At 30.2% G+C, this 619-nt stretch carries 1 protein-coding gene; it reads left to right on the top strand.

Annotated elements, in window-relative coordinates:
* Window positions 1-123: 123 nt before the first annotated feature.
* The coding region (locus HXZ69_RS15255) for a transposase (RefSeq protein WP_286496468.1) at window positions 124-619 on the top strand (496 nt) is incomplete at its 3' end.

The following is a 619-nucleotide window of genomic DNA, read 5'->3' as shown; positions in this document are numbered from 1 at the left end:
TGGAAACCTAATTCAAAGGTCATTGAAAAAATTAAACTATTGAATGCTGAAAGAAAACATCGAGTTAAAATAAGAGCAGGATTATTAGCTCAAACATAGGACGATCAATTCTTAAAACCAACTATGGATAAAGCTGTATTGCGTTTAAACACTAAACTCATCGATATATTAACGAAACAAATTAATGAAATAGAAGATAGAATCTATCAGCTAATTTGTGAAGATGAACAACTTTACGATCATTATAAAAGAATACAATCAATCCCTGGAGTAGGAAAAGTTTTAGCATTTAATATGTTGATAAAAACAGATGGTTTTACAACTATAAATACGCCAAGACAAATGGCTTGTTATGCAGGAGTAGCTCCATTTGATTTTCAGTCTGGAACATCTATAAAACGAAGACCAAAAGTATCAACTATGGCAGATAAAGAGTTGAAAAAACTATTGCACTTAGCAGCTATGAGTGCTATTCGGTTAGAAAATGACTTGGCGATTTACTATCATCGAAAAGTTGAACAAGGTAAAAATAAAATGGCTGTTTTAAACGCTGTGAGAAACAAAATTATTCATCGGATTTATGCTCTAATTAAAAATCAAACTATTTATAAAAATAACT

This window comes from Empedobacter sp. R132-2 (genome assembly GCF_030324375.1).
GTDB lineage: Bacteria > Bacteroidota > Bacteroidia > Flavobacteriales > Weeksellaceae > Empedobacter > Empedobacter falsenii_B.
Note: the sequence above shows the minus strand (reverse complement) of the source record. Positions and strands in the feature narration are given on the sequence as shown.